Annotated in this window: 20 protein-coding genes; 5 read left to right on the top strand and 15 right to left on the bottom strand. The window is 74.2% G+C overall.

Annotated elements, in window-relative coordinates; genetic code table 11:
• Positions 1 to 67: 67 nt before the first annotated feature.
• Positions 68 to 2,530, bottom strand: a complete 2,463-nt coding sequence (locus tag ABZ497_RS27040; protein ID WP_359808921.1) for a PKD domain-containing protein — start codon at positions 2,528 to 2,530, stop codon at positions 68 to 70.
• Positions 2,531 to 3,039: 509 nt separating this feature from the next.
• Here ABZ497_RS27040 and ABZ497_RS27035 point away from each other — a divergent pair.
• A complete protein-coding gene (locus ABZ497_RS27035; RefSeq protein WP_329485390.1) occupies positions 3,040 to 3,351 on the top strand; it encodes an NIPSNAP family protein in 312 nt (103 codons plus the stop codon).
• 277 nt (positions 3,352 to 3,628) lie between these two features.
• Here ABZ497_RS27035 and ABZ497_RS27030 read toward each other — a convergent pair whose 3' ends face one another.
• The 7 genes from ABZ497_RS27030 to ABZ497_RS27000 form a co-directional block, all read right to left on the bottom strand.
• A complete protein-coding gene (locus tag ABZ497_RS27030; protein ID WP_359808920.1) occupies positions 3,629 to 5,329 on the bottom strand; it encodes a hypothetical protein in 1,701 nt (566 codons plus the stop codon).
• Positions 5,326 to 6,075 carry an ABC transporter ATP-binding protein gene (locus ABZ497_RS27025; protein ID WP_329485388.1) on the bottom strand — a complete coding sequence of 250 codons (750 nt, stop codon included), beginning with the start codon at positions 6,073 to 6,075 and terminating at the stop codon, positions 5,326 to 5,328. The genes ABZ497_RS27030 and ABZ497_RS27025 overlap by 4 nt, the downstream gene beginning before the upstream one ends.
• A gap of 174 nt (positions 6,076 to 6,249) precedes the next feature.
• Positions 6,250 to 6,693, bottom strand: a complete 444-nt coding sequence (locus tag ABZ497_RS27020) for a nitroreductase family deazaflavin-dependent oxidoreductase (RefSeq protein ID WP_352286738.1) — start codon at positions 6,691 to 6,693, stop codon at positions 6,250 to 6,252.
• Positions 6,694 to 7,051: 358 nt separating this feature from the next.
• Entirely contained in the window at positions 7,052 to 7,747 is a 696-nt protein-coding gene (locus ABZ497_RS27015; protein ID WP_359808918.1) for a DUF1062 domain-containing protein, read from the bottom strand.
• 377 nt (positions 7,748 to 8,124) lie between these two features.
• Complete coding sequence (locus tag ABZ497_RS27010) at positions 8,125 to 8,757, bottom strand: AAA family ATPase (protein ID WP_359808917.1); 633 nt, start codon at positions 8,755 to 8,757, stop codon at positions 8,125 to 8,127.
• A 125-nt stretch (positions 8,758 to 8,882) separates the two neighbouring features.
• Positions 8,883 to 11,009 (bottom strand): family 20 glycosylhydrolase, encoded by a 2,127-nt coding sequence (locus ABZ497_RS27005; RefSeq protein WP_359808915.1) that lies wholly within the window; start codon positions 11,007 to 11,009, stop codon positions 8,883 to 8,885.
• A 610-nt stretch (positions 11,010 to 11,619) separates the two neighbouring features.
• A complete protein-coding gene (locus ABZ497_RS27000) occupies positions 11,620 to 12,768 on the bottom strand; it encodes a winged helix DNA-binding domain-containing protein (RefSeq protein WP_359808913.1) in 1,149 nt (382 codons plus the stop codon).
• A 147-nt stretch (positions 12,769 to 12,915) separates the two neighbouring features.
• Here ABZ497_RS27000 and ABZ497_RS26995 point away from each other — a divergent pair, with 147 nt between their 5' ends.
• Positions 12,916 to 14,133 carry a glycosyltransferase gene (locus ABZ497_RS26995; RefSeq protein WP_359808911.1) on the top strand — a complete coding sequence of 406 codons (1,218 nt, stop codon included), beginning with the start codon at positions 12,916 to 12,918 and terminating at the stop codon, positions 14,131 to 14,133.
• A gap of 58 nt (positions 14,134 to 14,191) precedes the next feature.
• Here the strand turns inward: ABZ497_RS26995 and ABZ497_RS26990 are convergent, their stop codons facing one another.
• The 6 genes from ABZ497_RS26990 to ABZ497_RS26965 all read right to left on the bottom strand — a co-directional run bounded on the left by ABZ497_RS26990 (position 14,192) and on the right by ABZ497_RS26965 (position 22,021).
• On the bottom strand, positions 14,192 to 14,716 hold the full coding sequence (locus ABZ497_RS26990) for a GNAT family N-acetyltransferase (protein ID WP_359808909.1): 525 nt from the start codon (positions 14,714 to 14,716) through the stop codon (positions 14,192 to 14,194).
• Between the two features lie 93 nt (positions 14,717 to 14,809).
• A complete protein-coding gene (locus tag ABZ497_RS26985; protein ID WP_359808907.1) occupies positions 14,810 to 16,816 on the bottom strand; it encodes an AAA family ATPase in 2,007 nt (668 codons plus the stop codon).
• An 801-nt stretch (positions 16,817 to 17,617) separates the two neighbouring features.
• Complete coding sequence (locus tag ABZ497_RS26980) at positions 17,618 to 18,064, bottom strand: hypothetical protein (protein WP_359808905.1); 447 nt, start codon at positions 18,062 to 18,064, stop codon at positions 17,618 to 17,620.
• A gap of 575 nt (positions 18,065 to 18,639) precedes the next feature.
• Entirely contained in the window at positions 18,640 to 19,704 is a 1,065-nt protein-coding gene (locus ABZ497_RS26975; protein WP_359808904.1) for a hypothetical protein, read from the bottom strand.
• Positions 19,705 to 19,844: 140 nt separating this feature from the next.
• Complete coding sequence (locus tag ABZ497_RS26970) at positions 19,845 to 20,792, bottom strand: ADP-ribosylglycohydrolase family protein (protein ID WP_359808902.1); 948 nt, start codon at positions 20,790 to 20,792, stop codon at positions 19,845 to 19,847.
• Between the two features lie 38 nt (positions 20,793 to 20,830).
• Positions 20,831 to 22,021 (bottom strand): hypothetical protein, encoded by a 1,191-nt coding sequence (locus ABZ497_RS26965; protein ID WP_359808900.1) that lies wholly within the window; start codon positions 22,019 to 22,021, stop codon positions 20,831 to 20,833.
• 232 nt (positions 22,022 to 22,253) lie between these two features.
• On the opposite strand from ABZ497_RS26965, the gene ABZ497_RS26960 reads away from it, so the two are divergent.
• The gene (locus tag ABZ497_RS26960; protein WP_359808899.1) at positions 22,254 to 22,730 is read left to right on the top strand and encodes a hypothetical protein; all 477 of its coding nucleotides are present in this window, start codon (positions 22,254 to 22,256) and stop codon (positions 22,728 to 22,730) included.
• A gap of 49 nt (positions 22,731 to 22,779) precedes the next feature.
• Here ABZ497_RS26960 and ABZ497_RS26955 read toward each other — a convergent pair whose 3' ends face one another.
• Positions 22,780 to 23,508: a dienelactone hydrolase family protein gene (locus ABZ497_RS26955; RefSeq protein ID WP_359808898.1), complete on the bottom strand. Its 729-nt coding sequence runs from the start codon at positions 23,506 to 23,508 to the stop codon at positions 22,780 to 22,782.
• A gap of 144 nt (positions 23,509 to 23,652) precedes the next feature.
• Here ABZ497_RS26955 and ABZ497_RS26950 point away from each other — a divergent pair, with 144 nt between their 5' ends.
• Together ABZ497_RS26950 and ABZ497_RS26945 are read left to right on the top strand one after the other, a co-directional pair.
• Entirely contained in the window at positions 23,653 to 24,195 is a 543-nt protein-coding gene (locus tag ABZ497_RS26950) for a GNAT family protein (protein ID WP_329485372.1), read from the top strand.
• Between the two features lie 163 nt (positions 24,196 to 24,358).
• Positions 24,359 to 25,072: an excalibur calcium-binding domain-containing protein gene (locus tag ABZ497_RS26945; protein WP_359808896.1), complete on the top strand. Its 714-nt coding sequence runs from the start codon at positions 24,359 to 24,361 to the stop codon at positions 25,070 to 25,072.
• The last annotated feature ends 57 nt before the right edge of the window (positions 25,073 to 25,129 follow it).

Here is a 25,129-nt window from a genome sequence, read left to right as displayed (position 1 = left end):
CGAACTCCGGGCTGTCGGACTCCGGGCTGTCGGACTCCGGCTCACCGGAGTCCGGTTCAGCCGTAGGTCACCCGTAGACCGTGAAGCTCACGTCGGCCTGGCCCGCATACGCGTTGCTCAGGGTGAAGAGACGGGTGCTCGGACCGAACACGCCGAACGTCGTCCGGCCCTTGCCCAGCCAGTCGCCGACCACGGGGAGGTCGCCCTTGACGCCGTAGGTGGCGGTCGACACGCTGCCGTCGTCGTGACGCAGGATGAACAGGTTCGGGTCGCCCGGGTTCCGACCGGGGCGGAACAGCCCGAACTGGGCGTGGCCCACGCCGTCCCAGTCGCCCACCACGGGGAGGTCCCCGGCGTCGCCGAAGGGCATCGTGGTCACCGAGCCGTCGTCGTGCCGAACGGCCAGCGTGCCGATGCTCGGGCGGTAGATGCCCAGCTGGTCGTGCCCGTTTCGGTCCCACGCGCCGACGGCCGGGATGTCGCCGGGGTCACCGAACTGCACGGCGGAGACCGAGCCGTCGTTGTGCTTCAGGGCGAAGGTGCCGGTGCTCGGGCGGTAGATGCCCAGCCGGCACTGGCAGGCGTTGTCCCACGCGCCGACCACGGGGACGTCGCCCGGGCTGCCGAACATCCAGATCGTGCCGGCCTGGGCCGACGACTTCTGGGTGGACAGCGCCCAGCGCCCGTTGTCGAAGAGGCCGAGGTGGGTGCTGGGGCCGGCGAAGCTGCCGGTGAACGGCACGCCCGCCAGGGGACCGTGGACGTACTGCTGCACCGACGCGCCGGCGGAGCGGCCGTGGTCGTCGGTGACGGTCTCGGTCACCGTGTAGGTGCCGGAGACGGCGTAGTCGTGCGTCAGGCCGTTCGGCGGGGCCGAGCCGTCGGTCGCCACGGGGGCGGATCCGTCGCCGAAGTCCACCGTGTAGCGGCTCACCGGCCAGGGGCCGTCGCTCTTGTCCGTGACCTTGATCCGGGCGACGGTGTTGTCGTCCTGGGCGACCGACAGGCGGGCCGAGATGGGGCCGGCCGGAGCGATGTTCACCCTGCTGACCGAGGTGCGGGTCAGGCCGGTCTCACTGGTGGCGGTGAGCGTCACCGTGTAGGGACCGGCGGTCGGGTAGTCGTGGTCGATCTCGATGGTTCCGGGGTTCGCCCACACCGGCTGGCTGCCGTCGCCGAAGTCCAGGCGAGCGCCGGCCGGGGCCCAGCCCCCTGTGTAGGCGTAGCCGATCCGGGCCTGCAGCGGGTGCCCGGCGCGGGGGTAAGGCGTCGTCCAGACCGAGGCGGACATGGTGTCCTGGAGCTCGACCGCGCCACGGTCGACGAAGCCGGTTCCGGTTCCGGTGTCGGCGATCTTCGGGTGGTCGGCCCGCGGGCGGCCATAGACATCGCTGTCCAGCATGCCGGGCGCGGACTCGTCGGCCGCGTCCGTCACGCCCTGGGCGGCGACCGGCGCGTACTGCACGACGCCGAAACCACTGGCGCGGTACCCGAGCTGGGGGTCGGCGCCGTAGTCGTGCGCGCCCTGGCCGGTGGCCTTGAACGCGTACGGGTTCGCGTAGGTCGCGCCGCCCCAGGAATACCCGGACCCGCCGATGGCGGGCGCCACGACGTTGTAGTCGGCCTTGGTGCCGGCGGTCGAACCCGCCGACACCGTCAGGTTGGCGTACGGCGACTGCAGGCCGTTCGCACAGGAGAAGGCCGGGAGCTTGGAGATGATGTTGTTCTCGACCGTCGCGCCCGAGGAGTTCCCGGCCAGCGACAGGTCGCTCCCGCAGTTCTGCGCGAAGGTGTTACTCACCACCACCGTGCCCGGGGCATCGGTGACCAGCACGCCCTCCGCCGGGTTGTTGGTCACCTGGTTGGTGGTGATGACCGTCCCGGTGACGCCGGCGTCGACGGCCACACCGGCCGTGCCCACGTCACTGATGACGTTGCGGCTCAGCGTGACGGCCGTGCTCCGGCCGACGATGCGCACACCCGGGGCCGCGTTCGGGTACGCGCGGACGCCGTTGGAGACGGGGTTGCCGGCGGCCACGCTGTTGCGGTCCAGCACGATCCGCTCGGAGTCCTGGACGAGCACGCCCTCCTGCGGGCCTCCGATCCCCAGGCCGGTCACCGTGACGTCGTGCACACCGGCGAGGACGAAGCCGTGCGGAGCGGGCTGCGTACCGGCGCCCCAGGACCGCACGCCGACCGGGACGGTCCCTGACAGGTAGACCAGCTCACCGCTGAACGTGATCGGCTTACCGGGCAGCCCGGACCGCCTGACTGTGACCTGTTCCTCGTAGCTGCCGCGGCCCGGCGCGATCCGGACGGTCTGACCCGGCTGCGCCGCGTCGGCGGCGGCCTGGATGGTGCAGTACGGCTGTGCGCTCGTGCCCGCGCCGGTGTCCGAGCAGTTGGCGTGGGAGGCGTTGTCGACGTAGAGCACGGCGGAGTCGGCGTGGGCGAGCGGCGGCAGTACGGCGCCGGCGACCGCGGAACTCGCGACGGCGACGGCCAGGCCGACGCGGCGTCGGATGGGCACAGTGGGTCTCCTTGGGAGTGATGTCTCGTTTCGCGTCGGTTTCGATGGAGAGTGTGCTCGATCCGTGCCGACGACGAGGTGATCATTATCCAAGAGGCCTGTGACAACACCGCACGGGGGTGCCTCGACAGCGGAGCCGCCGGGTCGCCCGCCGTCACCCGGCCGCGCCGGCTGCGCCGCAGGTCAGACGGGGGAGCGACGCGGTGACGCTAGCGCAGCGGCCCGCACTCGTCGACGAGGACGGGCGGTGCCGACAGGAACACGCCGCCTCGCCGCCCCGGGATGCCTTCGTCCATGACGTCCTGATCCACTGCACCGTGATCGCCAAACCACCCTCCTCTTCCCGCTGGAGGAGAGGGGACGATCGGACGGCCCGAATCGTCGGCCGATTCCGGGCCCCCGGCCCCCCGGGCGTCGGCCGGCACGTCCAGCTCGTGGGGGCGCTTCGATCTGGTCGAGGACATCGCCGCCCGTTGCGTTCGGGTCCGCGCGGCCGCTTTCATGGGGGCATGATCACCATTCATCTGAAGTACGAGATCGACGCCGACAAGCTGGCGGACTTCGAGGAGTACGGCCGCCGCTGGGTCGGGCTCGTCAACCGGTTCGGCGGGACGCACCACGGCTACTTCCTGCCGAGCGAGGGAGACAGCGACATCGCCTACGCCCTCTTCTCCTTTCCCGGCTTCGCCGCGTACGAGCGGTACCGCACGGACAGCATGACCGACCCGGAGTGCCAGGCGGCCTTCGAACTGGCCCGGAGCACCGGCTGCATCAAGCGGTACGAGCGCCGTTTCCTGCGCCCGCTGGACGTCACCTCCTAGGCCGGGGCAGGGGTTTGAACCGGCTGCCCCGGACGCCAGGGCGATCGGGGCAGACCGGCGGACCGACTTCACGTCCGGCACGTTGACGAGCGCGGTGTGCCCCGCCCGGCCCGGGTCGGCTTCGGTGCAGGGCGGCGTCGTCACGCAGGCGCTCTGCACCGCCCCAAGGGTGGGGCGCGGGCTCGGTGGGCGGCGGCTCGGTGGTCGTGAGGGCGAGCGGCCCGGGTGGTGGTGCGCCGACGTGTCCGGAGCGACGACCCGCGACGTACGGACCGGGCTAGGGAGCGCTCGTCCCCGGGCGGGCCTTGCTCATCTTCGTCGCCCTGGCCTGCGCCCAGCGCAGGAGCAGGACGGCGACCACCACCGCCATCAGGGCGGCCTTGCCGACCGGGACGGCCGTCCCGCCGCGCAGGGCGGTGGAGAACATCGGTGTCAGCACCGCCACCGCCACGGCAGGCCCGGCCGCGTACCAGGCGGCGAACAGCAGCGGGCCCGTCCCGCCGCCCGCGCCCTGGGCCGGGGACAGCATCAGGTCCTTGCGCAGCACCCCGCGGCAGGCGTTCACCAGCCCCGCGGCGACCAGTGCCGGTGCGGCGGCCGGGGCGAGCCAGGCGGCCGGGCCGCTGCCCGCGGCCAGCAGCGCCCCGGCGCAGGCCAGCCCCAGCAGGAGCCCGGCCACGGTCGGGACGATCGCGTGGCGCAGCATCAGGGCGGCGAACGGATAGGGCGACCAGGAGGCCCGCCGGACGTCGTCCGTCTCGATCCGGGCCGGCTCCAGCAGCTGTGCCACGGCCAGGTAGCCGAACACCAGGGCGGCGGCGGTGGTCAGCCAGGACAGCCCACCGGTGGCGCCGTGCGCGAGGACGGCGCAGAGCAGCGCGGGCACCGCCAGCACCACCGCGCGACCCAGCCGGGCGGGCGAGCGCAGCAGGGCGAGGGTGTCCCGCCACGGCACGACCTGCCACGCCCGCCGGGGCGCCGGCAGCCGGAGCCTGCGCTGCCGGTCGCTGCCGTTGGCGCTGTTCACGGCCAGTCGTGCGCTGCGCAGCTCGACCGTGCGGAGCGCGGCCAGCACCCCGGCGGCCGTCCTGGCCCGCTCCCGCAGCCGGGCCAGTGGCACCGTCGCGGCGGCTCGGTCGGCGAGCGCCAGGGCGGCGACGGTCGACAGCAACAGCAGTGCGGCGGCCACCCAGCCGCCCGCCACGGCGGCCGGCGTCGGCGCCAGGGCGGCGATCGCGGCCCAGCCCCACGGCCCCGACCACAGTTCGACCAGCTCCAGCCAGTGCACCGGGTGTCCGGCGACGGCCAGCGCGCTCTGGCCGGCCAGCGCGATGATCAGCACGGTCAGGTACGGAGTGAGTCGGCGCACCCAGCGGGCGGCGCGGTCGCTGCGCTCCACGACCAGCGCGGCGCAGGTGGCCAGCAGCGGTACGCAGAGCCCCCCGAGGAGGCACCAGCCGAGCGCGGCCGGCAGGCCGACCCGAACGGTCAGCCCGAGCGCGACCATGCCGCCGACCGCCGCCACCAGGCCGGGGAAGGCGGCCACGGCGCAGGACAGCCAGAACCACGGTCGGAGCACCGGGCGGGGCCGGACGGGGTGGATCAGCAGCCAGTCGGTCGCCGCCCGGGGCGGCACCACCGGGCCGCGCCACAGGCCGTCCCGGACCAGCAGGACGAAGGTGAGCAGCCCGATCGCGGTGATCCCGGCGGGCATGGCGGCGAGCAGATCGCCGCCGTGGCCGGTGTAGTCGGCGCCCATGGAGGCCTGGAGGAACAGGCCGAGGCTGGGCACGCCGCCCCAGATGATCAGGATGAGGACCACGCAGTAGACGGCGAAGCCGACCGACTTGGCACGGTTGCGCCGGTGGGGGGCCCGCAGGGCGCGGAGCAGGGCGAGCGTCTCGTCGGTCCAGTCGTCGTCGTCCGTCCAGGCCTCGACGGCGAGGTCGCGGTCGGCCTCCGGGTGGGTCGTGGTCACCGGGCACCCGCCGAGCCGGCGGCGGTGCGGGCCGCGAGATCCGCTGCCAGGACCTTGCGGGTCGCGCCCTGCTTCAGGATCTTGCCGTCCTCCAGCACCACCACCCGGTCGGCCACGTCGAGGGCGAGGTCGGTGTGGTGGGTGACCAGGAGCACCGCGACGCCGTCGGCCAGCTCCGCCCTGAGCAGGTCGGCGAGGTGTCGGCGGGCGTCCGGGTCGAGCCGCTGCTCGGGCTCGTCCAGCAGCAGCAGGTCGCGCGGGCGCACCAGCGCGCACGCCAGCAGCAGGGCCTGCATCTGTCCGGAGGAGAGGGCCGAGGGCAGCGCGTCGGCCCGTGCCGTGAGCATCCGGTCGGTCAGTACCTGGGAGACCCAGTCGGGCGCGTCGGCGACCCCGTGCGCGACCGCGACCAGGAGCAGGTGCTCGCGGACGGTCAGGTCTGGGTAGCAGGCGACGGTGTCGCCGACCACCGCCACCCGGGCCCGGACCCGGGGGTCGTTCTCGTCCATCGGGATGCCGTCGAAGACCACGGTGCCCTTGCTGGGGGCGTCGCGTCCGGCCGCGACCCTGAGCAGGGTCGACTTGCCCGATCCGTTGTGGCCGAGCAGTGCCACGCACTCTCCGGCGGCCAGCGACAGGCTCACGGGGTGCAGCACCTCCCGCTCGCCGTACGAGCGGCTGACGCCGGTCAGCTGCAGCAGGGGCTTGCGAGCCGCGGCACGTGGTTCGGCGGCGTTCTTGGCCATGGGGAGGGCGCCTCTCGACGGGGTGTCCGGCCACAGTACCGATCCACCGGCGGCCACCCGGGCGAGGGTGGTGCCGGCCTGGAGCCGGTGCGGACGTCGCGCCGGGTTCGGCCCGCGGTGGGCGTGGAGCGCACCGGGGGCCACCCGCCCGCCCGCGGTGCGCCCACGCGCCGGTCAGGCGGGGTCGATGACCACGATCGGGATCTCGCGGTCGGTCTTGGCCTGGTACTCGTCGTACGCGGGCCAGTGGCCCACCATGACCGGCCAGAAGGCGGCCCGCTCCGCGGCGGTGGCGGTGCGCGCGGTGCCCTGGACGATCGTCGGGCCGACCTGGACGCGGACCCGGGGGTCGGCCGTCAGGTTCCGGTACCACAGGGGCGCGTCGTCGGCCCCGCCCTTGGAAGCGACGACGAGGTAGCGGCCGCCGTCCTCGCCGTAGATGAGCGGAGTGCGGACGGCCTGCCCGGAGACCCGGCCGACGGTGGTCAGCAGGAGGGTCTGGGTGCCCTTCCAGTGCTGCCCCTCGGCGCCGTTCGAGCCCACGTACTGCTTGACGTGGTCCAGCTGCCAGGTGCCCGGCGCGGGGTCCTTGGGGTGGTCCCAGTCGATGTCGGTCACGGTGTCCGCCTGCCTTCGTGTGGAATGGGTCGACAGTTTCGACAACGACTGCCGACGCCTCCGGGTACGGCCGCCCCGGGCCACTGGTCCGGGAGAACCTGCGGGGGCACAGCGACGGGGCGCAGAGACGGGGCCCTGCGACCGGGGCGACCCAGGGGTGCCGCGGGGGACCGGGGAACCTGCCCTGCCCTGCCCTGCCCCGCCCCGCCCCGCACGGTGCGGCGCGAGCTCGCGCCGCGCCATCAGCCTCGGAACGGGACCGGCCGCGGTGCTGCGAGGAGGCAACGGTGGCGCCCGGTCGGGTGCCGCGGCGGTGGGGCCTCCCGACGACTCGAAGGGAGGCCCCACCGCTTCTCTCCTACGCTCCCGCCGACCGCGACAGCTGCCGCGCCGTGTCGACCGATCCGAGAGGGTGCGGAGCAGTGCGCGCGCCGGTCGGCGCAGCGGTGCCGAGGAGCGTCGCGGGCTTCGCCACGTCGACGGAGCCGGGACGCTGGATCGTGAGTTCGAAGTCCCGGTGCGCCTTGGCGCCCAGGGCCGACGGCAGGTGGATGCGCCCGTCCCCGAGCATGCGCCGGATCCGCGCGCGGCTCAGCCCGAGCCCGAGCGCGAGGAGCCGCTCGACGCGGACCGGCGCGGGCAGCTCGAAGGTGACCAGCACCCTGAGCGGGGTCAGGTCGTCGAGCGCGTAGAGGGGCGTGCGGGTCTCCAGGCCCCAGGTGCCGGTCCAGTCGAGGCGGTATCCGGTCTTCGCGGCGAGTGCCGCACTGATCGTCAACTCCCGCACCACGGCGGGGTCATTCGTCTCGTACGCCACCCGGCGGGCGGGCTCCAGCGACGAGACGTGGACGCGCTCGTGGACGGGCACCTTGGACGTCCGGTCGCACCCCGCGCAACTCAGGAGGAGCCAGACGTCGAGGAGCTTGCCGTTCGCGTTGACGCGGATCTTGCCCGAGGGACGGTGACGCGTGCTGTAGCAGTCCGGGCACGGGCGCACGATGGTGGGCAGGGCGGACTGGCGCACGGCCCACAGGGCCTTGCGGTCGGTATGCATGGAGGTGATTGCTTTCAGGACTCGGCAGGAGCTCTCGCAGGCGGTGCTGCGGCTCCTGGATCTGACGGATGCACACGCGGGCGCGACTGATCGCCTCGGGGCCGAGCCATCAGGCTCCGAGATCGATCGCGCGACAGGGTGGTTCTCGCTACGTGGCAGCCGTTACAGGTCCATGCGGCCGATCCTGATCGAGGTCACCGCTCGAAGGCAAGCCGTTTTCCGTCGGCCTGGGCCTGGGCCTGGGCCTGGGCCTGGGCCTGGGTCGGAAACAGGTGCGGGTGCGGGTGCGGCGTCAGGTCGTCGGCAGCGCACAGGGCTTCGGGCGCCGCGGCAGTCCGGGCGGCGGGCCGTGGAACCGGGGAGGAGGTAGCGGCGGCTCAGTCGAACCGGTTGTGCTGCACACCCGTCCACATCCGCCGAAGGCGTCCGCGGAGCGCGCTGTCGGTGTTCGGGGCGAGCGTCAGTCCGGAGGCGGCGGCGATGTGCTCGGCGACCTGCGCGACGGTGAGGCGGTCGGTCCACAGGTGCTCGGCGAACTCGTCCTGGCGCAGGCGCTCCAGGCACACGTCGAGTTTCGACAGGGCGAAGCTCTCCCGGCGCGGAGCGGTGTCCTTCCCGGCGACGAACTGCACGACGTGCCCGAAGCCGCGCTCGCGCAGCCGTCGCAGCACCGTCGCCCGCTCCGCCAGCAACGCGAAGTGCCGAACGTCGTGGCCGCGCTCCCGCAGCCGACCGACGGTCTCGCGGAGGTACGCCGGTTCCACGACCGTCATCGGCGCGATCACCACGCCGTCGTGCTCGGTCAGAGCACGGTCCAGCACCTCGAACACTCCCTGCCGCCAGGCGGGAAGGTCCTGGAAGTCCCCGCGCAGCGAGGGCGGCATCATCCGGTGCAGGCCGAAACCCACGTGCTCGGGGTCGCAGATGACGCTGCCCGCCAGCCGCCGCCGGATCTCGTGCGCGGTCTGCGTCTTGCCCCCGCCGAAGGGGCCGTTGATCCACAGGAGCATGCGCCGACCCTATTGCGCCCGACGCGGCAGCGGGGAGCGCGGCGGTCAGGGAACGGGCACCGCCCGCCCCCGCTCCGGTCGGGGCGTCGGGAGCGGCGGCGGGCGGTGGTCCGGGGCGTGGTCGGTCAGTCGATGGACCAGTGCTGCAGGGCAGAGCCGGTGTCGGGCTGCTGGGTCACCTTGGCGCCGTTGGCGGCCGAGGCGGCGGTGACGAGCAGGCCGGTGGCGGCGGAGGCGATGGTGTACTGGTCGTTGTCGCCGGGGGTGATCTTCCAGCGCTGACCGGTCTGGTTGTCGCAGGTCCGCTGGACGACGGCACCGCCGGCGGCGCCGGTCGCCTCGGCGCACTTGCCGGACGACTTGTTGGTCATGGTGTAGGAGCCGTCGGGCTGGGGGGCGAAGGTCCAGGTCTGGTTGGGGCCGCGGTTCGGCGACCACAGCACCGGTGCGGTGCCGTCGGTGGTGGAGCCGCCGGGGTTGTCGAGCGCCTTGCCCCCGGTCTCGACGCTGTGCACGCCCGGCACCGTCTTCACGACGCCGGGCCAGGGGATGCCGTGGGCGGCGTAGTAGCCGATCCCGGCGGCGGTCCAGCGGGGGCCCTGCTGGGCCAGGCGCTGGCGGAAGCTGTTCCAGTCGTGGGCGGACCGGGGGCTCCAGCCGACCTCCGCGAGCGCGGGGAGGCGGGGGAAGCTCATGTAGTCGGCGTAGTCCTGCGGTGCGGGCCAGTGGGTGTCCGGGGTCGGCAGGCCGTTACTGCCCTCGTAGGCACGGTCGGCCCAGAGGGCGGCCTCGACGCCGGCGATCCTCTCGGCCGGGACGACCGAGCCGGTGCCGTCGGGCTTGGCGGTGCTGGTCGTCGGGTCCCACTCGTAGGCGCGCTGCACCGACACGTAGCCGGACCAGCTCAGGCCGTACGGGGTGGCGACCTCGTACTTCATGTCCAGGTAGGCGTGGTCGGACGGGGACATCACGAACTTGGCGCCCTGCGCGACCCCCTGGCGGACCTCGCGGATGCTCTTGGTCTCCTCGGTGGTGCCGATGCTCCCCCGGTCCTCGTCCTCACCCCAGTACTGCAGGAGGCTGTTGGCGGGGACGCCGGACTGGCCGAGCTGGTGCCAGCCCATCACGGTCTTGTCGCGGCCGGTGGTGGCCGAGGTGGCCGCCTTGACGTAGGCGGCGTACTCCTCCGGGGACGCGTCCGGGGTCTCGTCGCCGCCGAGGTGGATGTGGGGGCCGGGGGTGAGCTTGGCGACCTCCTTGATGATCTTCGCCAGGAAGCGCCTGGTGTTTCCGATGTGGGCCGCGTCCTCCAGACAGTAGAGGCTGATGCCGACGTCGAAGCCCGAGTAGGGGGCCTTCGCCTTGTCATCGCAGTTCAGGCCCGGTACCGACGCGAGGGCGGCTTCCGTGTGGCCGGGTCCGTCGATCTCGGGCACCACGGTCATGAAGCGGGACGTGGCGTAGGAGACGATCTCCTTGTAGTCCGCTGCCGAGTAGTACCAGTCGCTGCCGCCGGTGAAGCCGCTCTGCGTACTGGCGCCGATCGAGGTCAACTCCGGCATGCCGTCGATGGCGATGCGCCACCCCTGGTCGTCCGTCAGGTGCAGGTGGAGGGTGTTGATCTTGTACGCGGCCGCCTCGTCGATGTAGCGCTTGACCTGGGCGACGGGGTAGAAGCGGCGGGCGACGTCCAGCATCACGCCGCGGTACTCGTAGCGGGGCGAGTCGGAGATCTTCGCGGGCGACACCGTCCACGCACGGGACTGCCTGGTGGGGGACTCGACCGCGGCGGGGAGCAGCTGTCGGAGCGTCTGCACGCCGCGGAACAGGCCCTGGGCGCCGTGCGCCCTCACGACGACACCGCGCTCGTCGGAGGTGAGGGTGTAGCCCTCGTCCCCGAGGCTCTTGGGGCCGTCGGGATCGAGCACGATCGCGTTCTTCGGCGCCCGGTCGTCCTTGTCCACCGCGAGGGTGTAGCCCGTGGCGGGGGCCAGCAACTGGGCGAGGTAGGTGCCGACGCCCACCGCCGCCGAGTCCCGGGAGAGGACGGCGATGCGGGTCCGCGGGGTGAGGGTGAACCCGGCGCCCGCCACTGCCTGCTGCGAGACCGGCTGCGGTACCAGGGCGTAGGGGGCGGGGTTGGGGGCGGGAGGAGCGGCGGCGGCCTGGGAGAGCGTGGCCGTGAGCGGGAGGGTGACGACGGCTGTGGCGAGTGCGACGAGGCGTCTGCCTCGTCGGTGCGACCTGCGCATGTTGACTCCTCGGGCAAGAGGGCACGGGACCGAACACCGGGTGGACGGTCGGGGAGGCGCGTGGTGGGTGTCGGCGGGGATGGTGACTCGGGGTCTCGGCAGCTGGTGTCGGGCCCCGAGGCATCCCCCCCGGCGGTGCGCCGGTGAGCGGAGCGCCGGATCTCCTGCCGTGCCGGGTGCCGCGCGGTGGGGCGGCGGCATTGGGCACGTGACGCAAGAGCGCGCCGAATCTGCTTGTAGATGATTGAATCAAGCGCCTTGTGAGCAGCTTTAACCATGAAGGTGTCAGGGAGGTCAAAAGGTGTCAAGACCTACGCGGCCGTAGCTTGTCGTTCGTGGGCGGCGCTGCCGCGCGGGCCGTCGGAGCTTCCGGAGCACCCTCGGAAGCACGGCCGATCGGTACCGGCCCGCCGGTTCGGCGAGCTGCGCCAATCGGGCGCGTCATCACCGTGGCTTGTCGGATGTACGGTACGCCTCCGCGTTCCGCCGGCGTCGAAACCGTGCGGATCCCTGCCGCCCCGCCCCCCGCGAGCGCATCACGGGTGCACAGAGTTTCGGCCGCCCCGGTGACGGATCATGCGCTCACTATCGATGGATGGATCAGATTGCATCAGGCCGGTGTGAGCAGACGCGTCTCGGCGGCGGGCAGGCCCTTGACCCACCAGTGGTCGTAGCGCCGGTAGACCCGCGGGTCGCGGTCGGCGAGGAAGGCGAACAGCGCACCGGCCTCCGCGGCCAGCGCCTCCCAGACCTCCTCCGGGAGGGGGTGGAAGGCGGTGGCCTCGATCCCCGCGTCGACGCTCCGCCAGACGCCGGCGACGTGGCCGTCGACCAGCAGGGTCGGCAGCACGTCCCCGTTCACCCGGATCACCAGCTTGCGGTAGGCGGCCGGGAGGACCCGGCTGCGGTCGGCGTAGACCAGCAGGGTGCTGTCCCACATCGGCAGGAGCCTGGGCGGCGCCGGGGTGTCCTCGTCCGGCCGGGGCGCGCCGGGGAGGTCGAACAGCACCGTGCCGTCGGGGCCCTCCAGCTCTTCGAGTTCGTCGCGGAGTGCCTGCACGGCCTTTCTGGCGCGGGCCCGTTGGATCATGGCGAACTGCGCCATGTCCGGCACCGAGGCCGGGCCGAAGCCCTCCAGGTAGCGGCGGATCAGCGGCCCCGTGCTGTCGAGGACGGCGTCCGGGTCGGTCAGCACCGGCCGCGTGGCGGCGGCGACGTACGACGGCCGGGGGGCGAACGACCAGGGCCCGCCGGCGGGCACGTGCCACAGCGGCGCGTACTGCCGCAGCATCCGCCACGCCGGGAGCTCGACCGGTGTGCCGCGGCGTTCGCCGAGCCAGGCCTGGGCCTCGGCGCCGGTCCGCGGCCGGTCGGCGAAGTCCAGCAGCTCGGGAAGCAGGGCGTCGGCGTCGGCGGCGTTCAGCCCGGACGCCGTGAAGCGCGCGTCGCCGAGCCTGGAGGCGCGCAGGGTCGGCTCCACGGCCTCGCGGAAGGCCCGGTAGTCCTCGCTGTGGACCAGGTGCAGCGTGATCCGCATCAGCGTCGACCGCACCACCCGCAGCCCGGCCACGGCGCTGTCGAGTCCGACCGGGTCGAATCCGCTGATCCGGTTCCACAGTGCCAGGTAGGGCGAGGCGGGCTCCTGCGCCTGGAGGGCGACCACCCGCCGCACCGCGTCGGCGGCGTCGATCGGCTCCCGCGCCAGCAGCAACTGGCGGGCGAGGGTCGAGCGGTTGAGGGCGCGCGCCGTGATCACCATGCCCGCATTCTCCCGGCTCGCCGCTCCCCGGGAAACCCGCGGGCCGGGGCAGCCGACGAGAGGTGCCGGTACCGCCTCCCGCCCGGAGCGGCTGGTGGGCTCCCGGGAACGGTGAACGGGGCGGCGGCCGTCGGGGAGAATCGCGGCATGCGGATTCTGATCATCACCGCCGGGTCGCGCGGCGACGTCGCACCGTTCACCGGCCTGGGGCGACGCCTGCTGGACGCCGGACACGAGGTCGCCGTGGCGGCCCATCCGGCCTTCGCCGCACTCCTCGGCGGGTGCGGCCTCGGGTACCGGCCGCTGCCGGGGGACCCGGAGGAGCTGATCCGCGGCTGGTCCCGGGCGGCGTCGCGGGAGGAGGCCCGGGCACTGACGAGGGCGTACGTGGACGGGCTCGCCGACGGTGTGGAGCGGGCCGTGGCGGACGGCACCGACCTGGTGCTCACCGCCTTCGCCCCGGCTCCGCTGAGCGAGACGGCCGGGGAGGCGCTCGGCGTGCCCGTCCTCGAAACCCACCTCGTACCGGCGTTCGCCACCCGGGAGTTCGCGCTGCCCGGTGCGACGGACGCCGCGGGCCTGGGACCGGAGGGCAACCTGGCCGCGGGCCACGACGTGGTGCGCCGCCGGGACCAGCTCTTCGCGGGCGCCGCCACCCGGCTGCGGGCCCGCCTCGGGCTCCCCGAAGCGGCACCGGCACCGTCGGAGGCCGACCGCCGCCCGGTCTTCGCCGGCTTCAGCCCCTCCGTGCTGCCGCGCCCGGCGGACTGGCCGACCCGGGTCGAGGTCCCGGGCTACTGGTGGCCCGCCCGGCCGGACGGCTGGCGGCCCCCGGCCGAGCTGGTCGACTTCCTCCAGGCCGGGCCGCCACCGGTGTTCATCGGGTTCGGCAGCATGGCCCCGGGTCACGGGGAACGGCTCAGTGACCTGGTGGCCGCGGCGGTGAAGCGGGCGGGGGTGCGCGCGGTGGTCCAGGCGGGCTGGGCCGACCTCGGCGGCGGTGGCGACGACGTCCTCGCCATCGGCGACGTACCGCACGACTGGCTCTTCCCCCGCACGGCCGCCGTCGTCCACCACGCCGGAGCGGGTACCACCGGGGCCGGGCTGCGCGCCGGGGTACCGGCCGTACCGGTCCCCGTCATGGCCGACCAGCCCTTCTGGGCGGACCGGCTGCACCGGCTGGGCGTCGCCCCGCTGGTGCTGCCGTTCGAGGAGCTGAGCGCCGAAGCCCTCGGGACCGCGATCACGGCCTGTACGACCGAGCCGGTCCACCGGAGCCGCGCGGCCGAACTCGCCCGGCGGATCGCCACGGAGGACGGCGCCGCCCCGGTGCTCGCCCACATCGACACGGCCTACGGCCGGTGAGACCGGGGCCCGCCCGGGCCTCCTCGCGGCCGGGCGGAGCGTCCGCCGTCGCCGCGCGCTACGGGGCGGCGTAGCAGCGGACGGTGACCAGCTGCTCCGGGCTCCAGCGCTGTTCGACGGTGGCCAGCAGCCGCCAGCCGAGGCGTTCGTAGAGTGCGGCCGCGGCGGTGTCGGACGCCACCACGTCGAGCACCGGGTGCAGAGCGCGGGCCCGGGCCTCCTCGGCCGCCCGCGCCATCAGCAGCGCGCCGATCCCGCGGCCACGCGCGGACGGGGCGACGAACAGCCGGCTGACCACCGCCGTCCCGTCGACGCCCACCCCCGCCCGAGCGCTCCAGAGCCCCGGCGCCGCGTCGCCCGCGCCGCTGCGGGACAGGACGACATGGCCGGCGATCCGGCCGTCCAGCTCCGCCACCCACGAGCCGATGAGGACGGGCGGCGTGAGCCATGACGTCGGCGCCTCGGGCCAGTTCACCGGGTAGCCGTCCCGCGCATGGACCTCCGCCAGGACCCGCACGCACGCGGCGAGGTCACGGTCGTCACGACACCGCACCCCCGGGCCGGACCCGCTCTCAATTCTCATCGCGGCATGGAACCACAGTCCAGCGCCCGTGACCAGCCGCTTTCTGCCGGTGCCGGGAGGGGGCGGCCGGCACACGCGTGCGCACGCGCCGCCTCACTCGGGACCGGGACCGTGCAGCTCCAGCCGCCACAGCGCCTCACTGAGCAGGTCCAGCCCCTGCCGCAGATGGCGCCGGTAGGTGCCGTAGGGGAGGCCGAGCCGGCGGGCGGCGGCCTCCTGGGTGGGCGCACCGGAGAAGTAGCCCGCGGTCACGGCGTCGCGGGCGCGGACACCGCGCGGATCGCGGGCGAGGTCGTCGACGCTCCCGCGCAGCAGGGCGCGCAACTCCTCGACGGGCTCGCCGAAGTCGGCCGCCAGGCGGGTGCGGAGCAGCGCGCAGGCGGCGAAGGCGCCCGCGTCGCGCCAGTGCGTCAGGGCATCGCGGACGGCCTGGTCGAACGCGGCGCGCGAGACGCCCGACGGCCCGGCCCGGGTGGGCACGGCGGTGGCCGCTATGAAGTGGCGGAGCCAGGTCTCGACGGGCACCTGGCGCCAGTCGACCGCGAACAGGCCGTAGGTGTGCTCGCCGACCCGCGGCCGGGCGCCGGTGTCGGCGAGGCTGCCCTTGACGCGCGCCGACCACGTCTCGGCGTCCCGCCAGACGGCGAAGCCGTAGGCGCGGCCGCGGGCGCGGGCGGACTCCGCCTGGGCGCGGGAGCTGCTGAGGTCGATGACGCGGGAGGGCACCTGGTACCGCTCGGGGTAGACCGAGAAGCGGCTGACGCCGATGTGCTCGCCGGGCCGGACCGGCCCGGCGGCCTCGGCGTACTCCCAGGCGGCCGCCACGACCGGGTCGGCGGCCAGGTCCTCCGGGTCGGCGGGGGCGGGTAGGGCGAGGCGGGCCGTGAAGGCCACGATGCGGCCCGTGCTCACCAGGCGGTAGACGCTGAAGGCCTGTGGCTGGCGCCGCGCCCAGTAGCGGACGAGCTCCGCCGAGGCCGGGCCCTCGGTCTGCTCGGCCATCCGCAGCACCGTGTCGAGGTCGTCCGGGTGGAGGGGCCGGTCGTGCACCTCGTCCTCGCGGGAGAAGGTGCGCAGACGGGCGACCATCTCCCCCTCGCGGAAGAGGTAGAACAGCTCGTCGGTGACGGTCCAGACCCGCTCCTCCGGCGCCTCCCGCAGGATGCGCAGGTACTCCTCGGCCAGCCGCCGGCGCATCGTCACGAAGGCGTTGGGGGCCCGCCAGCGGAGGTCGGCGGCCAGCGTCTCGCGGGCGGCGTCGTGCGGGTGGAGCCCGCGGTGGGTGGACTCCATGAACGGCAGGTCGCGCAGCCAGGTGAAGAGCGGGTGGGCGTCCTCCTCGGGCAGGACGGCGGCGAGCAGCTCCTCGGAGGTCGAGTAGGCCTGGGCGGCCAGCTCCAGCGCGCGGCGGTGGGCCGCCGTCGGCACCTCGCCGATCAGGCCCGACAGCAGGGTGCGCAGGACATCCGCCGAGGGCGCCCAGACCTCCTCCCTCGTCCAGTCCGCCATGCCGGACGCGGCCGCCAGGGAGAGCGCCAGCGGGTTGCCGCCGGCGAAGCGGAGCACCCGCTCCCGCAGTTCGGGCAGGACCTGCGCGGTGGTGAGCAGGCTCCGGGCCTGTTCCTCGGTGAACTGCCCCAGTTCACCGACGTGGAGGAGTCCGGCCCAGGCGGGATCGGCCGCCCACTGCGGCTGGGGCGCGAGGCGGCCCGCCAGCACCACCAGGGTGTCGGCGGCGGCGCGGGGCAGGAAACGCTGCCACAGCCAGCTCTCCAGCCACTGGCAGTGCTCGAACGAGTCGAGGAACAGCACCGTGCCGGGGACGGTCAGGAAGGAGGCGGCGACGCGCTCGAAGTCGGCCGGGTCCCGGCTGACGAAGCGGCCGTCCAGCTCCAGCAGGGGCCGTCCCGCCGCGCGGGCGTGGTCCGCGAGGCGGCGCAGCAGCGTCGACTTGCCGATGCCGCCCGGACCGGACAGGTAGAACGCGAACGGCGCCTGCGGGTCCCCGGCCAGGGCGCGCGCGAAGTGGGCGAGCTCCTCGTCGCGGCCGATGAAGGCCCGGACCCGGGCGCTGCTCAGCCGCTCTCCGACGGTTGCCATGGCGGCTCCTCTTTCCTCGTGCCGGCGGTGGTCCGTGGTGTGCGTACCGTCCGCGGTGCTGACGGGGGCGTGCTCGGCGGCGCGGTCCCCGGACAGGATGCTGAAGCGGGGGTCGACCATGACGGGGCGGACCTCTCGGAGAGCGCGGGCGCACGAGGAGCGCCGGGTGACGGTGACGTAAGGGGTGAGCGGCCGACTTCGCTCTCAGACGGGGGCCGAGCGGCGGCGGGGTCTCCGGCGACCGGGGCCGCGGGCCGCGGCGAGGAACCGAGGAGCCCCGCCCGCGAGTGGGCGGCGGAGGCGGCGGAACGCGGATCCGTGCACCGTGTCCGGGCGGGTGAGTTCGACTCTCCGCGCCGTCACCGGGACGGCAACTCGCGTTCTGGGCAACGTCGTATCGGTTCCTGCTTCGGGACGGCGGAGGTGATCCGACGTCAGGGCGGCCCCGCAGAGGCCTGCCCGGACACTTTGACGTGCGCACTATAACCTGACGATCGAATGATCAGAGCTGCTCTGATCCGAGCACCGGGCCGTTCGTCCCGGGAGAATCGCGGGCCCCGGCCGGTGGCCAGAGCGAGGTCCATCGAGGCCGCCTCGCCGAGGGGGTCGGCGCAGCCCGAGCACGGAGGCGCCTCGGTGATCGCCAGTTCCCGCACGCCGGCCCAGCTTCGTCGACGGGGTCACACCGCATACTCCCGCGGACCGGACTGCGGACACCGGACAAGGCCGACGGCGTGTCAGGCGATCGATGCCGGCCGGACCGGAGGTGCCCTCCCCCCCGGCCCGACGCCGCCGCGCCGCCTACGGTTCGAGGGCCGCCCTGGCCCCGCTGTCGTGCGTGACGGGGGCGCGCGATTCGGCCTCGGCTCCGCAGAGGGCCCGGACACAGCCGGCGGGCGTGTCGCCGCCGCGTTGGCGCAGCCAGTGGAGGAAGTGGGGTGACAGCGCGGCGTGCCGCCCGCTGTCGGCCCACTGGGCGGCCAACCGGCGGGCTTCGTGCAAGAGACAGGTGATCCAGGTGGTGCGTGGGGGGTTCTGGTCGCAGAAGACGTCGAGCGTGCGGTTGAAGGTCTCCGCCATGAGCACATGGGTGTCCTGCCGATTCCCGCACAGGACGCGGGTGTAGGCGAGGGTCGTCTGACCGTGCCTGCGCATCAGTTCCTCGGCCGCCTCCCGCCGGGTGACCTCCCGGGTGAGGAGGTCGCAGAGGGCGGAGTCGGGCAGGGCGGCGGCGAGGGAGGTAGGCATGAGGGTCCTTGGGGAGTCGGTGGTCGGCGGCGCGGGCGCCGGGCCGGTGGGGCCCGCTCCCGCACGCGCTCGGACCTCAGCGGCCGCGCGGGAGGCTGTCTCCGTGCCGCCGGCTTCCGGTCGCCGGGCACGACCGCTCTGCTGACCTCGACCGCTCTCACGGTCACGACCCGTCCCCTGGGCGGGGCCGGTTCGGTCGCCCGACGGAGCACCGCCCCGAACGGCGCCTCGGGCGCCGGGACACACCCACCGCCGGGAGCGCGGGGCGCGCGAGGTCGGTGATCCGGCCCCCCGGTACGGGGTCGCATGAGCTGGGGCGCATCGAGCTGCTCCACATCCGATCGGCTGCTCTGGAAAGGAGTGGACCGTCGGCGCCGACGCCCGACGCGTTACTCGATCGTGACCGGTCCTTCCTCGGCCGCCGAACTGGCTCGTCCCGCAGGGGTCGAGGGTGGGGTACGGGCCCACCACGCGTGCGGGTGACGCGCGGCCGCTTCCAGCGGAGACAGGCCGTCGACCGAGACCAGCTCGTCCAGCCGCTCGACACCGTTGTTGCCGAGGCCGGACGCCACCGATCACTCCGCGCCGACACCCGCCCGACGGGCAGGTCGCGTCCGGAGCCAGTAGGAGCGGGCCGCGACGGTCAGCGCGAGGCCGTAGACGGCGAAGGCGACCAGCCCGATCCAGCCGACCAGCAGCGCGTCGCCCGAGGAGGGGAAGTCACCGGGCCGGATCGTCACCACGTCGGCCGCGGCCAGGGCCAGGTATCCGACTCCCACCACGCCGTACGGGGCGAGCGTGGCGGCGCCGAGCAGAGCCGGGGCGAGCGGGAGCCAGCGCGGCACGCGCCGGCCGCGGAGGAACGGCAGCGGGCGGGGGAAGACCTGTCCCCACGGGCGGACCAGGCCCCAGAGGAGGAAGACGCCGAGCGCGGCCAGGAGTGCGGTGGGGTCCAGGCCGCAGGACTCCAGGGCGAGGAAGACGCCCGAGGCGCCGTTCCGCTCCGAGATCGCCAGCGTCTCCGCACCGGTGAGTCCCGCGAACGTCCCGCCGGACGCCCAGACCAGCTTCATCGCCGCGTACGGGAGACAGGCCAGTGTCCCGGCCCAGGCGGCGAGTTGGACGGCCCGAGGCGCAGCGGTCGGCGCCCGCACAGCGGTACCGCCGGTACTGCCGATTCCGGTGGCACCGGTGGCTTCGCCGGCCCGGTCGGAGCGGGTCGTGGCCGCGAGCAGGCCCGCTCCGACCGCTGCCAGGGCCTTGTTCGCCGCGGCGGCCGGGTAGTCCACGCCCTGACCGAACAGCAGCGTGATCACATCCATCAGCAGGCTGAACGCGGTGATTCCTGCCAGCCCGCAGGTCACCAGGAGCAGGACCCGTAGCGCGGGCCGCAGTCCGTACCGCACCACCGCCCCGCTCGCCGTCGTCGCCAGCGCCCCTGTCGCCACGACCGCCCAACTCAGCGCGGCGGCGGCCGAGTCACCGCCGCGAGGGAGCAGGGAGGTCCCGCTCAGCGCACACGCCAGGCCGAAGGCGGCGTACAGCGCCCCCCACAGCAGGGTGGCCCGGGCCACCCAACCCGGCCACCGTTGCCACCGGGCGCTCGGGAGCGTCCTCATCGTCCGTTCGGCACTCGTCATGTTCCCCACGGTGCACCGTCCGTGGCGGTGCGCCGTCAGCCGCCGGAACGATCTCCCTCCCCCTGCCGGGTGAGTGCCTCCGGGGGTCCCGGGTGCGCGCCGCGGGCACGACCGGGACCCCCGGGGGCACTCGGGCAAGGTCACCTCCCGAGGCGGCGCGCCAGGTCGACAAGGTCGGGCAACAGCAGGACCCGTCCGCCGGAACCCGGCAGCGGGACGTGCAGCGGTGCGGTCCACCGGGCAGGGATCGCGTCCAGCCCGTAGCGGGCGCCCGCGAGCCCGCCGGTCACCGCGGCGACGGTGTCCGTGTCGCCGCCCAGGTCGACGGCCGCGCGTACCGCGCTCTCGAAGCTCGTGGTGGTGCGCAGAGCCCAGACCGCGGATCCCAGGCAGGGCCAGACGGCGCCGTTGAACTCGGTCGCCCGGTCCGGATCCCAGCCGGGATCGAGGACCGTCGCGTAGCGCGGCCGGTGATCGGGATCGACGAGGTCCAGGATCTCCGGGAGCGCGCCGAGGGCGTCCTCGCCCTCCAGGGTGAGGCGGACGAGTTCGTGGAAGATCGCGGTGCCTTCCCAGGCGGCCCGGTCGCCGTGGGTGAGGGCGGCGATGCGCCGGGCGGCGTCCATGGTGGCCGCCCGTCCGGCACCGGCGAAGTGCACCGCGGAGGTCGAGGCCCGCATCAGCGATCCGTTGCCCGCCGCCCGCAGGTTCACCTGGAAGTGGATCGCGGCGGCCATGTCCCAGGCCATGCCGTTGGTCAGGACGTCCTCGGTCTGCAGGCCGATGTCCTTGGGGTCGGACGCCGCCCACCGCTGGAAGCGGCCGAAGATGTCCGGCAGGTCCAGTCCACCGCGCTGCGGCAGCGACTCCGCCACCAGCACGGCCATCTGGGTGTCGTCGGTCGCCTCACCCGGATCCCAGCCGCCACCTCCGCACATCTCGCCGGCGCCACCGGCGCTGACACCGTCACCGGGTACGGGGAACCGCGTGGAGAAGGCGCCGCGGGGGCCGAACTCGAACGGGGCTCCGAGCGCGTCGCCCACCGCCGAGCCGACGACCGTGCCGGTGACCCGCTGAATCCGTTTCATCCCGTTCCCTGGCTGCTGAGGATCTCGGTTGTCCCGGTTCACAGCCAGGCCACCAGGTGCGGCAAGCCGTTCTCGGGGTCGTCCGTGGCGGGGGCGGTCGGGGGCAGGTCGGCCAGCTTGACCGGGACGGCGTCCGGCACCAGGTCGACCCGGTGGATGGACTCGGTCCCGTCGGCGGCGGACAGGTAGGCGAGCGCCTTGCCGTCGGGGGAGAGCACCGCTCCCGAGACGAAGCGCTTCTCGGGCGGGAGCAGTGCGTCCACGCCCTCGACCCGGCTGAAGTCGGCTGCGAACCCGACGCGGTAGAGGTTGTCGCGTGTCCCGCAGAGCAGATGGCCGCCGTCGAGCCAGAGCCTCGGAACGCAGCCGCTGGGTACGCCCGCCGAACCCGGTACGACCTGGTGGCCCGGTTCGGCGGGCGTCCCGAGCAGCAGCGGCTCGACGACGCCAAGGGTGCTTCCGGTGACCTGGTCGCCGCGCCACAGCACCGCGTTCTGCTGGGTGTACCCGGCCGCTACCGTGCCGCCGGGGGCGACCGAGACTCCCTCGGGCTTGGTGCCGAACGGGCGTGCCGGCCACGGGCGGTCGCCGTCCAGGGCGAAATCCTCGCCGGGGGCCGTGCCCCGGGGCGCGGGCTCGGCGCCGCGTACGGCGAGGTCACGGCTGGTCAGCTTCCGGCCTGCGGTCTCGTACCAGAGGACGGAGGTGCCCTCCTGGAACAGCGGTCGGCGATCCTCGCCCGGCCCGTCGGCCGGCGCGGTGGAGGCTGCCCGTCCGCCGGGCAGGGTGAAGGCGGCCGCCCGCTTCATCGCCCCCGAGTGCGGTGCCACGGTGCCGGCGATCAGCGAGAAGTCCGCGTTGAACGCCTGCCGGTCGGCGGTCGCCGAGACGGCTGTGGTCAGGGTCGGGTCGCAGAGCGTGGCACTGGTGGCCAGGTCCGGCAGAGTGGCGACCCGGCGGGCTTCCTCCCTGCCGTCGGTGGCCGCGTGGGCGGTGGCGGTCACCACGTGCACCTTGCGGTCCGCCGTGGTCGGCGACGGCGCGGCCCACCGCTCGCAGCGGGCGACCACCAGCCGGCCGGGCCCCGCGAGCGTCGGCCCGGCCGGCGTCGGCGCCGCCTCCGGCCCGCTGCCTCCGCCGGGACTCGTACAGCCGCTCAACGCCAGGAAGGTCGCGGCGAGCAGGGCCGCCGCCCGGCCGCGGCCGAGGGCGGGTGGGCGCAGGGTCACGGTTCTCCTCGCTGGTACGGCCGGTACGCTCGCCGACCGGGCCCGGGCGCCGATCGGTACGGACCGCCGATCGGTACGGACCGCCGATCGCTGCGGACCGCTCGAACCGGTGCGATCACCGGACGATACTCCATCCGAGCCGGTGACCTGACGGCCCATCCGCTCGCCCGGGGGCCCAGGTCCGTGCGGTCCGCCGGCCGGGAGTGTCGGTGGTGGGGGTTAGGTTCGGGGGGTGAGCGACTACTACGACCTGTTCCTGGCTGTGGATCTCCCGTCGGACCTCCCGGCGTCGGTCGTACAGGAGGTGAGATGGCTCCTGGGTCAGGCCGACCGGGCACCGGCGACGCATGCTGCCGTCGACTGGGAGGACTCCGGCCACGAGCCGTGGCCGGTCTTCGACGGCGGATCGGCGAGCCACTCGTTCGCGGGTGCGGACACCGCGTTGCTGGTCCGTGCCGTCGATCGGGCGGATCCCGAGGGGCGCGCCCCCTGGGCGCTCACCCTTCGCACCGGTGTTCACGAGGACGAGTTCGGGGTGGTGATGGAGGCGGTGGAGTGGCTCCTCCGGAAGGCGACCGGCGTCGGATGGGTGGGGTTCGTCCGCAGTTCGGCCCCGGAGGGCATCCGTCATGTGATCCGCCGGCAGGACGGGTTCGATCTGGTGGATGTCCGTTCGGCCGGTACGCGGGCCCAGGTCTCCTGGTCCTAGGGCGACGGCCTGTCCGGACACTCCCGCGGCCGTGTCACGGTCGGCCCGCTCACCCCGTCACGGGCAGGCACTCGGCGAGCAGGCCGACGATGTCGCGCCAGGCCCGCCGCGCGTGCCGCGGGTGGTGGCCGACGCCGGGGACCACGCTCTGGTCGACCGGCGGGTGGTGGAAGGCGTGCAGGGCCCCGCCGTAGACCACCAGACGCCAGTCGACGCCGGCGGCCTGCATCTCGGCGGCGAAGGCGTCCCGTTGCCCGGCGGCCATGATCGGGTCCTCCGAGCCGACCCCGGCCCACACGGGGCAACGGATCCGCGCGGCCTCGCCCGGGCGGCCCGTGGTCAGTGCGTTGACCGTTCCGATCGCCCGCAGGTCGACACCGTCGCGTCCGAGTTCCAGCGCGATCGCGCCGCCGGTTCCGTAGCCGATGGCGGCGATCCGGTCGGGGTCGGTCCGCGGTTCGGCGCGCAGTACATCGAGGGCCGCGTGGCCGATGCCCCGCATCCGGCCGGGGTCGGCGAGCAGTGGCATCACGCGGGCCAGCATCTCCTGCGGGTCGGTGAACCAGTGTCCGCCGCCGTGGAGGTCGAAGGCGAGTGCCACGTAGCCCAGTTGGGCGAGGGCGTCGGCCCGGCGGCGCTGGAAGTCGTTCAGGCCCGGCCCCTCGGGGCCGATCAGGACGGCGGGCCGGCGGTCGACCCCGGCGGGAAGCGCGAGGTGCCCGGCCATCGTCAGGCCGTCGGCGGGATAGGTGACCGTGCGTGTGGTGACCATCGTCATGAGATCGGACTGTACGGATCGTCGCTCCGGACCGGGGCGGACTTTCCCCATAGCGAAACGGAGCAGGTGCGGGCTCCGCCGCCCCGTCCACCCTGCGGTGAGAATCCTCTCCGGCGCCCGATGGCCGAAACTACACTTCACCGCATGCCATATGACAATGTGACACTGCGCCCCGTGGCCGAGAGCGAGCTGGGCACGCTGGAGGAACTGGTCCAGAACCCGGAGGCGGTCGGGACGTTCCAGTGGTTCGGCTGGACCGACCCCGGGTCCTGGCGGCGGCGGTGGGCCGAGAACCGGCTGCTGGGCGACGACCGCGGACAGCTGGCCGTCGCTGCCGGCGGCGAGTTCCACGGGTTCGTCGGCTGGCGGCGGGTGGACGTCGTGCCGCGCTCGTACTACTGGAGCATGGGTATCCAGCTGCTCCCCGGATCGCGAGGGCGGGGCATCGGGACTCGGGCCCAGATCCTGCTGGTGGACTACCTGTTCGCGTACTCGCCGGTCGCCCGGGTGGAGGCCGACACCGAGACGGAGAACTTCGCCGAGCAACGCGCGCTGGAGAAGGCCGGGTTCACCCAGGAGGGCGTGCTGCGCAACGTGGTGTTCCGCGACGGGCAGTGGCGCGACAGCATTCGCTACAGCGTGCTGCGGGACGAGGCGGCCGCCCGCCGGACCTCCGCCGAATCGTAGGCGGCGGGCGGGTGGCCAGGTGGGTGGCCAACTGACGGAACGCCCGGCCCCGGGGCCCACTCCCGGGGCCGGGGTGCCCGATGTGTGGAATACCGGTCGAAGCCGTTCACGGTTGCGGCACAATGTGCGCCTACCACCTGTGATCTTGACCCGGGGAATCCGCGTGAATTCGACCCATGTCCACACCCCTGCGCCCGCCGCGGCGCCCCTGCCCCCGCGCACCAAGGGGCAGATGGCCCTGCGGGTGCTCGCCCTCTGGCTGCTCCCGCCGCTCGGCGCACTGTGGGCGTGGCGCTCCAAGCGGCTCACCAAGGGCGCGAAGCTCGCCGTCACCGTGCTGGCCGCCGTCTGGCTGCTGATCCTGATCGGCGCCTCCGGCGACTCCAAGGCCGAGCAGAACAGCAAGCCCCCGGGCCCGGTGAGCTCCGCCCCGGCCGAGCCGGCCGCGCCCACCACCCCGCCCGGCGGGACCACCCCGCCCGGCGGGACCACCCCGCCCGGCGGGACCACCCCGCCGGCGCCCACCACCCCGCCCGCCCCGGCCGCGCCCGAACCCGCCGCCACCGAGCCGCCCGCCGCACCCAGCCCGGTGCCGACCACCGCGCCCCCGCTGCCCGCGCCCGTCCCGGTCGCGCCCAGCACCCCCGCCGCCGCCCCGGCTCCGCCGAAGCCGCCGGTCCCGGAGACCAAGCCGCCGGTGACCACCCCGAAGCCCCCCACCAGCGAGCCGGAACCCACCACCCAGGCTCCGGCGGCGGCCTACTACAAGAACTGCGCCGCCGCGAAGGCCGCCGGCGCCGCACCGCTGCACCGGGGCGACCCGGGCTACCGCGCCGGGCTCGACGCCGACGGCGACGGCGTCGCCTGCGAGCGCTGAGCCCCGGAGGAGGAGGGGACGGCGCCACGGCCGGTCCGACCCGCCCGCGTCGGACCC

It is taken from the genome of Kitasatospora sp. NPDC005751 (assembly GCF_040630835.1).
Lineage (GTDB): Bacteria > Actinomycetota > Actinomycetes > Streptomycetales > Streptomycetaceae > Kitasatospora.
This window is presented reverse-complemented; position numbering and strand designations above follow the sequence as displayed.